General features: G+C 61.9%; 9 protein-coding genes. 6 read left to right on the forward strand and 3 right to left on the reverse strand.

Features of this window, described 5'->3' with window-relative positions; genetic code table 11:
* Positions 1–61: 61 nt before the first annotated feature.
* The gene (locus AC0L3P_RS28080; protein WP_473306964.1) at positions 62–520 is read left to right on the forward strand and encodes a hypothetical protein; all 459 of its coding nucleotides are present in this window, start codon (positions 62–64) and stop codon (positions 518–520) included.
* A gap of 11 nt (positions 521–531) precedes the next feature.
* A complete protein-coding gene (locus AC0L3P_RS28085) occupies positions 532–1,005 on the forward strand; it encodes a hypothetical protein (protein ID WP_473306966.1) in 474 nt (157 codons plus the stop codon).
* Positions 1,006–1,066: 61 nt separating this feature from the next.
* Here AC0L3P_RS28085 and AC0L3P_RS28090 read toward each other — a convergent pair whose 3' ends face one another.
* Both AC0L3P_RS28090 and AC0L3P_RS28095 read right to left on the reverse strand, forming a co-directional pair.
* A complete protein-coding gene (locus AC0L3P_RS28090) occupies positions 1,067–1,996 on the reverse strand; it encodes a CobW family GTP-binding protein (RefSeq protein ID WP_473306968.1) in 930 nt (309 codons plus the stop codon).
* A 4-nt stretch (positions 1,997–2,000) separates the two neighbouring features.
* A complete protein-coding gene (locus AC0L3P_RS28095; RefSeq protein WP_473306970.1) occupies positions 2,001–3,491 on the reverse strand; it encodes an amidohydrolase family protein in 1,491 nt (496 codons plus the stop codon).
* A gap of 974 nt (positions 3,492–4,465) precedes the next feature.
* On the opposite strand from AC0L3P_RS28095, the gene AC0L3P_RS28100 reads away from it, so the two are divergent.
* The 4 genes from AC0L3P_RS28100 (at position 4,466) to AC0L3P_RS28115 (ending at position 8,844) form a co-directional block, all read left to right on the forward strand.
* The gene (locus tag AC0L3P_RS28100) at positions 4,466–5,419 is read left to right on the forward strand and encodes an alpha/beta hydrolase (RefSeq protein ID WP_473306988.1); all 954 of its coding nucleotides are present in this window, start codon (positions 4,466–4,468) and stop codon (positions 5,417–5,419) included.
* 392 nt (positions 5,420–5,811) lie between these two features.
* Entirely contained in the window at positions 5,812–6,519 is a 708-nt protein-coding gene (locus AC0L3P_RS28105) for a hypothetical protein (protein WP_473306972.1), read from the forward strand.
* A gap of 1,398 nt (positions 6,520–7,917) precedes the next feature.
* The gene (locus tag AC0L3P_RS28110) at positions 7,918–8,100 is read left to right on the forward strand and encodes a hypothetical protein (RefSeq protein ID WP_473306974.1); all 183 of its coding nucleotides are present in this window, start codon (positions 7,918–7,920) and stop codon (positions 8,098–8,100) included.
* A 294-nt stretch (positions 8,101–8,394) separates the two neighbouring features.
* Positions 8,395–8,844: a hypothetical protein gene (locus AC0L3P_RS28115; RefSeq protein ID WP_473306977.1), complete on the forward strand. Its 450-nt coding sequence runs from the start codon at positions 8,395–8,397 to the stop codon at positions 8,842–8,844.
* A 239-nt stretch (positions 8,845–9,083) separates the two neighbouring features.
* Here the strand turns inward: AC0L3P_RS28115 and AC0L3P_RS28120 are convergent, their stop codons facing one another.
* Entirely contained in the window at positions 9,084–9,683 is a 600-nt protein-coding gene (locus AC0L3P_RS28120; protein ID WP_473306980.1) for a hypothetical protein, read from the reverse strand.
* Positions 9,684–9,837: the final 154 nt, after the last annotated feature.

Here is a 9,837-nt window from a genome sequence, read left to right on the forward strand (position 1 = left end):
GCCGGAGGCCAGAGGCTCAATGCATCAATCGACATCGACAGGATCCCTCGACCTACCGTCGTTGAACGCGGCGGAGCGGCTCTTCATTTGGGGATTTCGGGCCAAGGCACGCAGCGGAAGCGCCGTTCCGACCGCGGCCGACATCCAGCAAGTGTACGACCATTTTCACGTGGGCGATGCCGTGCCTTCGCTCGAGTCCATTATCGAGATCTTTGCCTGCACGGCGCATACGGCCATCGCGGTGCACTGCCCGACCTGCCCGCGCATGTCCGACAGCGAGCACGGCATGTTGCGGGCGATCGCCGCCGCGCAGAAAGAGCGCGACGATATCGCGCGCGAACAGTTCGAATGCTGGCTGCCGCCTGTCGGCGCCGATTGGGCTCTCGCACCCGTGCGGGGGCTTGCAACGATCTTCCGCATGGCCGGTCTCATCCTGCCCGACCGACAGGTTCCGTCGTTCGAGCATGACCGGACGATGGCGATGAAGAACTGGCTGGTCGGCAGCCCGACGTTGCACTGACAGGATCGCGCGTGATGCAGGATAGTTGCGGCTCTGTGTCTGTCACGGAAGCCGGCCAGGCGCGGCTCTGTCCGCTCCAGGCCGCGCTTGCGACGCGGCCTGACGTCGAGAGCTACGATGATTTTGGCCGCGTCACGCTCTCGCTGTTCCGGTTCATCGCTGCCGCGTATGCGACCGGCGCGTCCGATTGCTGGGAGGCGGCCTATCGCCTTGCCGACGAGGCGCCTGGCATCGCCGACAGCCCGCTGCTGGTCGCACGCGTTGCCGCGCTCGTCAGAATCCTGCGCAGCGGCCGGCCGTGCCAATTGTGCTTCATGCCGCCGTCGTGCCGGCGTCTGTCGAAGGACGAGGCGGAATTGATGCGGCTGCTGGCGGTCGCACGCGGCAACGAGCCGGGTGAGCTCGAATCCGCCGTCTGCCAGTTCGTCGGCAACGAGAACGGGATCGCGACAACCAGGGCAGTCAACGCGCTCGCGTTCTGCTGACAGCTAGCGGTCCTTCCAGATCACCGTGTTCGCCTCGCGCAATTCGCTTGAGGCGGCAGCTTCACCGATCGGCAACGCACGTTTCCATGATCGCATCGAGCTCCGCCTTCGAGAGCAACCCGAGTTCGGCGATGAAGACGATCCGCGCACGCGGCACGCCCGGCGTCGACACATCGCCTGGGGCGAGCGTGGCGCGGCCGGCGGCGAATTGAAAAACCATCTGGCGCCCGGGCTGCTCGACGGTCTCGAACAGGCCTTTTGCCCGCGCGAGTTTTGGCGCAAGCCGACCGATCGCCTGCTGCAGGCGGGGCAGCGAGATCGGCTGGTCCGAGGTCCAGTTCAGCGTTTCGAAGCGTTGCTCTGCCGGACGTTTCGGTCCGGGCTCGCGTCGCGCGGGGGCGCGATCGACGGTCGCGGGAAACAGCAGCGCGGACGGAATCTCGCCATGCTGCGCATCGACCACCACCGCAGGAACGCGTTGCGCGCGGATGGCCTCCCTCATCCGCCCGCCCGCGCCCTCCTCCGCCAGATCCAGCTTGCTCAGCGCCACAATGTCGGCGACGCGCAGCTGCGAACGATGCAGCGCGTCGTCGAGAGCGGCGGGGGGTGTTGCCGCGTCCATCACACAGAGCACCGTTTCCAGGGGTGCCTCGCGCAGAATCACGGGATCCATCAAGTTGCGGACGATGTCGGCGGGATCGGCGACGCCGCTGGTCTCGATGACGATGTACTCGGGCTTCGGATCACGCCGCAGCAACGTCGAAAGCGTGCGCAGCAGGTCGCCTTCGAGCGAGCAGCAGATGCAGCCATTGGCGAGGCTGACCACGCCGTCGCTGGCACCCGCGATCAGCTCGGCATCGATGTTGATCACACCGAAATCGTTGACCACAGCGGCGATCCGCCGTCCCTCCGCATGCGCCAGCAGATGGTTCACGACCGTGGTCTTGCCGGCCCCCAGAAAGCCCGTCACCAGGAGAATGGGGACCGGCATGGGATCAGCTCCCGACGACGGGGCGGCGCACGGGACGGCCGGGCCGCGCCGCCACGTCCAGCACGCCATCTGTGATCAGCACCTCGCCGCTGACCACGAGATGCCGCACGCCTTCGGAGGGGCGGTTCATCGCCGTGAAGGTCGCGCGGTCCGAGAGCTTCTCGTAGTCGAACACGACGATGTCGGCGTCGGCGTCCTTCGCGAGCCGGCCCTTGGCGCGCATCGCGGGCGTGCTCTGCGACAGGATCTCCGCCGGGATCAGCGCGCATTTGCGCACGCCTTCGAGCAGCGACACGGTCTTGCGCTCGCGCACCCATTCGCGGATGAATTTCGTGAAGCAGCCCGCCGAGCGCGGATGCGAGGTGGCGTCGTCCGGCAGCGGCCAGGCATCGCCGGTGTAGGTCTTGCCGTCCGACGTCGTCCACGGCATCGCGTCGGAGGCGATGGCGCCGCCGGGATAAAGCACCGACATGTCGAGCAGGTCGCGGTGATGCGCATTGTTCTCGGTGTCGAGGATGTGCCACAGCACCAGCGAAGACGGCTCTTCAGCCTGCGCCTTCAGGAGCTCCTCGCGATCGCTGAAGCGATGGCCGTCGGTGACCCGCTGCACGGAATCGTAACCGGTGCCGTTGCGCTCGACGAATTCGGGGTCGCTGAAGAAGGCCGCCGCCAGCACGGTCGAGCCGGTGCCGTAAGGATAGGCCTCGACCGTGATCGGCAGGCCCTGCGCCTGCGCTTTCGCGATCAGCACACCGCAGCGCTCGACATCGGTCTTGCTCGACGAGTTGAAATGGCAGATGTGCATGTGCGCGCCGGTGGCGCCGGCATAGCCGATCAGGCGGATATAGGCCTCCGCCGCGCTCTCGGGGTCGACGCGCGACATGTAGGCGACATGGGTGAAGGTCGGCACGTCCTGCGCGGCCGCGAGCTGGCAGACCGCGGTCAGCTCCTGCACGCCGGCGCCCGGCGCATAGGCATTCAAGATGCCGATGCCGATGCCGCCCTCGTTCAGGCCGCGCGCGAGGCGCTCGAGAATGCCGGCGACTTCCGCATCGCTGGCCACGTTGTCCATCCAGCGGCGATCGCGCATGGCGTTGCCGAACGCCTCCAGCGAGCTCTCCGCATTGGAGCCCGTCATCGCGCCGATACGCGCAAACGCCCAGTTGGTGGCGGCGCCATAGTTCAGCACGCGCCCCTTCCGCGCCTGGCGCTCATACCACGACCCGACCGGCAGCACGCCGGCTTCGAGATCGAGCGTCGTCGTGACGCCGTCGAACGCCTGCATGCGATCGGCGGGAAGCGACTGGCCATGCGCGTGCAGGTCGATGAAGCCGGGCGCGACCACGAGGCCGGTGGCGTCGATCACCCGCTCGGCACCGCCGAGCGAGGCGCCAACCGCGGCGATCTTGCCGTCCACCACCGCCACATCGCCAACCGCGTCCATTCCGCTGGCGGGATCCACCACCCGGCCGCCAGAGATCACCAAGCCGCTCATATCGTCACTCCCTCACGCTGAATTCGCATCAAGGCAGATTCCCGGAGGGACGACCACCTCCACCGATGCCGACGCATCATGCTCGCAAGGGAGGCTCGAAGGCAGGCTCGAAAGGGAGGCTCGAAGGAGAGGTCAATTCACATGCGGGTCGCGGACACGCGCTCGCAGTCTCGCGGCAGGTTTGCCCGAGCTATGCTTCTCGCTTCACGCCCTCGAAGAAAGGGTGCAGGGAAGACCGGGCGCCGGCTGGCACCCATAAAAACCCCCATGCGAACTGATTGCACACGTAATGCACAGGGGAGACACAGGGCAGCCGAGACCAAGCCTTCCCTGCGCGATGGTTTGACGGCCTATGCCGCGCTCTCCCCGGAGACGAATTCCTTCTTGCCTCCGTCACCTCCGCGAAATGCACGGCACCGCGCCGGTTGACGCGCTGACGCCTTCGCAAAGGCTTGACCGTAGCAACGACGGCCAGGACCACACGGTTTCGCCGTACGCGAGCTTCCTGCTTCGGCAAAAGACTTCGCAGGCATTGGGCGCCGTCCGTCGATGCGGTTCGTGCCATGCTCACGAGGTTCATCTCGCCCTGCACGCACAATCCCGCCTTTAACGCCGCCCGCGTCCACCGCAACTCCCAACCCGCGTTCGTGACGACGTACGACCGCCCCTCTTGTGGGCTGGGATGGTCGACACATACGACATTTCCGAATTTCGGCAAAGTGGAATATTTTTGTGGGCGGGGGTTGACTTGCGTTTGCGGCTGTTTCGCGCGACCGCCGGAGACGACCGACGCCACGACCATGCAAGGGACCCGCGAAGCTGCTCCGCCGTCTTCTCGCCCCCATTGTCATTCAGGAAGTTAGATGGGGCGCTACGGTGGACAAAGTTCCCAAAGGTTTCGTGTGATCGCTCGACCTCTTCTGCAACGCGACCCTCACCATTCTATTTCGCGCCGCGCTCTCCTCGGTGGATTTATGTCGGCAGGGACCGCCATTGCGCTCGGCGGATGCGCCGGCTTGGGTGCGACCGGGGCGCGTTTCGACGCGTCATCGCTCTCCCTTGATCCCACATTGCTCGTCGCCAGCACGCGCAAGCCCGTCAACGGTGGTCGCACGAAACCCTGGTTCGGGCCGGAGCGTGCAACCAACATGACGGTCGCGAGGGCGAAGCTGGTGGCGCCGGACGAGAGCCGACTTTCTCTCGCCTCGGTCGGATTTGGCGATTGGCGCCTTGATCGGCTCGAACCGGTATCGGCAGACGTTGGCGATCTGGTCGCGCAGGCCGGCGGAGGAGACGTGCTTATCTATGTGCACGGCTTCAAACAGACATTCGAGACGGCGATGCTGGATGCTGCTCATCTCTCGGATGGGATCAAGTTCCGCGGCCGAACCGTGGCGTTCTCCTGGCCTTCCAAGGCGGGGCTGTTCGACTATGCCTATGACCGCGACAGCGCGATGTGGTCCCGCGACGATTTCGAACGCGTGCTCTCTGCCCTCGTGTCCGCTCCGGGCGGCGGCCGCGTACACATCGTTGCGCACAGCATGGGAACCATGCTGACGCTCGAAAGCCTGCGTCAGCTCTATGCCCGATACGGCGACACAGTGACGAGCAAAATCGGCGCGGTTGTGTTTGCTGCGCCAGATATCGACATGGACGTGTTCACGTCGGCGGTCCACCGCATCGGTCCGCTTGCCGGAAAAATCACCGTGATCGCCGCGACGAACGATCGCGCACTGGCGCTGTCGGGACAAATCGCAGGTGGAATGACCCGGGTCGGCGCCGCCGAGAAGGCCGTCATCGCGCGGCTCGGTGTGCGCGTGGTCGATGCCTCGCAGGAAGGCTGGGGCATCATCAACCACGATCTGTTTCTGTCGAATGCAGAAGTGCAGCGGGTGATCCGCCGCTCGATCGACGGCACGATCGCGTAAGAGAGCGCCTGCGCCGAGCCGTGGAAAGCTCGCTCCTGCGCTTGCTCGTTGCGGCTTCAGGCGGGAACGGCCGGGGTTTGAAGTGCCCAGTCTCGTACGCGAATGGCGCTCCCTAGGGGAGAGCGTCATCTAAAGAAAATCAACGAGTTAGCGCACGATTTGGGGCAGCAGCCCGGCATTGATGTTCAAAGCGTTTCCAGCTCCGTCCCCAAACCGGAATTTGAACCTCTCGATCATGCCGTTTACTACGGCCGCCAGCGTTTGGGGCGTTACACGCGAATCGCACAAACGTGGTATGCGGCCTATGACACCCAGGATCGTCCGCTGGGCAAGTTCTCTCGTCGACGAGACGCTTACACGGCTGTAGCCGCTCTGGCCGATGAGAGCGCGCAATGAAAGCGCGCCTGAGCGTTTCAGCCGAGTTGGCGGCAAGTGTCCAGCGAATGAAGTCTCGCACCTGGCGCGACGCTGATGCGCAGGCGTTCGAGCAAGGCGCAGCCCCGACACTTGCAGCTCGGGGCGTAGACGCCTTACCAGCGACTTCGGCCCCGCTGACCCTCAAGCGCTTCCTTCCGCGTCAACGACCCCGATCGCCAGACCGTAAAGCCTCGCGCGATCGGCGCCGGCGCCTCGGCGGTTCGAGCGCCCTGCCCGACACGATGAGGCACCACTACACTGAAGGCCAGCGCGCCGTCCTCTGCATCATTGCGGGCGAGATAAAACATCACGGCGCGTGCGACTTGCCGATCGATAAGATCGCAGCGCTCGCCGGAGTCTGCCGCACAACAGTACAAACTACACTGCATGAGGCACGCAGATTCGGTCACATCAAGATCACCGAGCGACCAGTGCCGGGCCGCAAGCATCTGTCGAACCTCATCGCGATCATCTCGCCGGAATGGCGGGTGTGGCTCAAGCGCGCGCCGACAGCGCACCGCCCGATAGGGTCCAGATCAGTGAAAATGGTGAGCACCACGAAGATCACAGATCAATACAACAAGAGGTTTGCGCAAGGGGAAAGGCCGAAAGAGGCTCTCCGACGGGAGCTCTTGGCGACTGCCGAGCCGCCTGGCTCAGATCGCCGGGGCAGCCGGCGATGATTCTCAGCGATCCGCATCGCCTATGTGTGGCTCGGTGCGCTTTGGCGTGGTTCAAGCGCGTCCCCGCTCCTCTGCCCGTCGGAACAGCGGGGCGATCGGCCATCGGGGGGTGGGCAAAGTCTACCGCCGGGTTTGCCGGGACCGGTGGTGGCCATTCACACGCAAAGTTTCGGATTTAAATACAGAAAGCCACCCGCCGCGTCGCACGGGAGAACCAACACCGGCGAGACATTGGTGACTGGCGTCCGCTCGGCCCTGATGCGCTTCTCGACAAGCGAAGCTGGCGCCGCTGTATTCGCTGTTCCACAACACCACCGCCAGTGCCCGGCGATCGGGAAGCTGCTTCACGTGAAATTAGCCCTATGCGGCAGAAAGGGCTAACTTCGGAAGCTGATCCGCTGGCCGAGATCGCACGGTGTTCCCGACGTAGTGCGGCGCGGCCGCCGGCCCACAATGCTGCTACTCGTCCGGTGACCGATCGAGAAAAGCCTCGGTCGCCAGATCACGCGGCAGAGCGCTAGGCTTTGGCAGATCTGTGGCGTGGTCGGGAGTGGCCAAAAGTCTGGCGACCCTCTTCTGGACCGGCATTTTAGTGACGAATTTTTTGCCGCAAACTTCTTGGAATCATTTTTTGGTTCGCCCAGGGCATCGCAGCTGCGGTCGCCACATACACTCCGATGGGCCCACATGCCAGATACGCCGGCTGCCACACGGCGATTTCGATATTTCGGGGACCTCGCCCTCGATGGAGCGGTAGTCAATACTCAGGGAATTGATACCTCGGAACCGGTCTCCCTGGACCCACGCAAAGTCGTGGTCAAATACAAAACGGCCACCGCTCATCGGAGTTGTAACTGCTACCCCGATAGGGGTGGGGGGTGGTCAATTCCTCAGCGCCTCTCATCGCGCGGACCGGCCCCACTCTCATCCAGGGATTTTTTTCCGGTTGGGCATGAATTTCGAGCACCCTTAATGGTACCGATTGGCTTAGCCTCGAGATAAATTCAGTGTATTTAGGCACTTAGCGACTTGGCTGGTCGACAAGGCGCAATCGAGCGCGGATTTATTTCCTGAGTGTTGGGCGGCCCGCAGGAATGGAGCTGCCCCCCTGTATCCCCCGAGCTCGGAACTACAAGGCATGGCGACGCTTAATCAAGCGAACGTCACTAATCGCAAGAACGGTCTCATTCTATTCCGAGAATGCCAATCCGTTCGTGTGGAGCGGCCGTGACGACAGCTGGCAACTTAACGAGTTTGCGGAGAAGCGCGATGAACGGCTTAATTTACTTGGTAGGATTGGTTGTGGTCGTTGGGATTATTCTGTCGTTCTTTGGCTTACGATAGTGCCGCGCACCCAAAGTTTCCTCGCGTGCTTGAGGAAGTTGACTGCGAGGTAAAATGGACGATCCGCACCAGGTGAATTCCATCATTGCGACCGCGATTTCCGAATTCTTCAAAGGACATCCTGACCTGCAGTGTGGAATTGAAGAAGCGAAGCTCCTTGCGAAGCAGATCGTTCAAGCTCTGAACGAGGCGGGTCTTCGTGTTGGCCCGCCCGATTTGGTGCCGCCGCCTCGCTAGCTATCCTTCGCTTGGATAGCTGCTCGCTGAATCGACTCATTGCTCGCGCTTTGGGTGCGACGATCGAATGCAGCAGCCGCTAGAGCTGAGGTTGTGTGACGAGCGAGACTTAAGGCGGAAGATCGGGGGCAGGCTACTGCCTTCGTCAAAGATAAGGCTCTGAAGCGCCGTCGGCACGTCGGTCGGACAGTTGCTCTCGCGAGATGCAATCTTTGGAAGACTGCCTGTCCGTTGGGAATGCACCAATTAGAGCCTTGTTGGAAGCAACAGACCAGCAACGCAGTGAGACCGAGCATGTTTGGCTGGATGCAAACGGACCCCCGACGGAAGATAGTCCGAGAGGATCGGAGATACGTTGTTGGCCGGGCGCAGCGTTTTCTACAAAGTTATCTATCATCGGAGTCGGCTGACAAGCCGCGATTCTATGAAGCCCTTGAAGGCGCGTCCGTCGCTTGCCGGTCGGCCATTGACTCGTTTGCGGAGGACGCGCAGATCGCGAGAGCTACTGCACAGACTGCCTTCAGCGTTGTGAAGCGGCGCAGCCATAAGGGCGATGACGGCAAAGATCATTTGGCGATATTCATCACAGATGCATACGCCACGGTGACGATGGCTTATCGGCGTGCCGCAGGCGAATACAAGCTCGATCGTGATATGCAGCAGCTTGGTACCGCGGCAGTCCATCTTCTGACAATTACGACATCATACATGACAGCTCACCCGCCAGTCGAAACACGCGGTTGAGGTAAGCTCCAATGTTGGCGGTGAAATCAGAGGGCCGAGTTGGGGGGGAAACCCAATGTGCGACGCTGGTCAACTCAGGGCTATTTTGAACGCGTTGATAGCCGCTTCAAACGAGCGCGGGTCGTGCGGCAACGGCGCTCGTCCATCGACCCAATTCTTCCATAACAACTCATTTGCGAACTTTAGAGGCCGCGCCGGCTGTCGGCAGCTGCCCAGGCAATATTTGCTAGCTAGGTCTACTATCCGGACAGCAGTTTGAGCGCATCGCGGCACGCATTTGCTACTCTCCGGCGTACGCTCTCGTCACTAAAGGGGATACTTGATCGGCCGTCGATAATGTTAAGCAGGCGCTGAACAAATGCCCGGTTTTGATTTCGCTCGTCTAAGCTGCGGAATTTGCGCAGGATAGATACGCATTCGACGGCTGGCTTCTCCATGAGGTCGAACGAATGTGCCTTATTGCGAGCTTGGTTTGTAAGCTGCCGGAATATCGCGTCAATTAGATCTGGCTTGCTTGCGCTCAGGGATCGGCCCGCACAGATGAACATATAGCGAAAGACCTCCTGGAGGGCTTCTCTTGTTCTCGAAAACCGCTCCTGATCAGGTGTTGCTCGAGCGTACAATCCATACGATTCGTGCAGTGCAGCTAGCGCCTCGCCTTGGAAGACTATTGATTTCTCCGGATCCAGATGGAAGCTCTGGGTAGCAAGGTTACGATATACTATCCCTTTCTTGGTTAGAAACTCTGCCTTGGCTTCGTTCGGTATGCCTTTTTGAGCGACGACGATATTGCAGACGTCGATTGCTCTAGTGTCGTTGAAGCCAGAATCCTTCTCCATATAATACCAATCCCTGAAGCCTTGGACGTCAGTGGTTCCATGGCTTGCCGCAAAAGAATGTCAATCGGCTTGCAAATTTGGCTCTGACTCACTTTTGATGAAGTTCAAGCGCCGGCTCGTGTTGGTTTCACAAAGGAATCAATATGATGCAGCG

The sequence above is a fragment of the Bradyrhizobium sp. WSM4874 genome (assembly GCF_055811835.1).

Excerpts from the sequence above, each read along its gene's own strand:
- AC0L3P_RS28090 (WP_473306968.1), bottom strand. The coding sequence starts at position 1,996 with ATGCCGGTCCCCATTCTCCTGGTGACGGGCTTTCTGGGGGCCGGCAAG.
- AC0L3P_RS28095 (WP_473306970.1), bottom strand. The coding sequence starts at position 3,491 with ATGAGCGGCTTGGTGATCTCTGGCGGCCGGGTGGTGGATCCCGCCAGC.
- AC0L3P_RS28100 (WP_473306988.1), top strand. The coding sequence starts at position 4,466 with ATGTCGGCAGGGACCGCCATTGCGCTCGGCGGATGCGCCGGCTTGGGT.
- AC0L3P_RS28105 (WP_473306972.1), top strand. The coding sequence starts at position 5,812 with ATGAAAGCGCGCCTGAGCGTTTCAGCCGAGTTGGCGGCAAGTGTCCAG.
- AC0L3P_RS28110 (WP_473306974.1), top strand. The coding sequence starts at position 7,918 with ATGGACGATCCGCACCAGGTGAATTCCATCATTGCGACCGCGATTTCC.
- AC0L3P_RS28115 (WP_473306977.1), top strand. The coding sequence starts at position 8,395 with ATGTTTGGCTGGATGCAAACGGACCCCCGACGGAAGATAGTCCGAGAG.
- AC0L3P_RS28120 (WP_473306980.1), bottom strand. The coding sequence starts at position 9,683 with ATGGAGAAGGATTCTGGCTTCAACGACACTAGAGCAATCGACGTCTGC.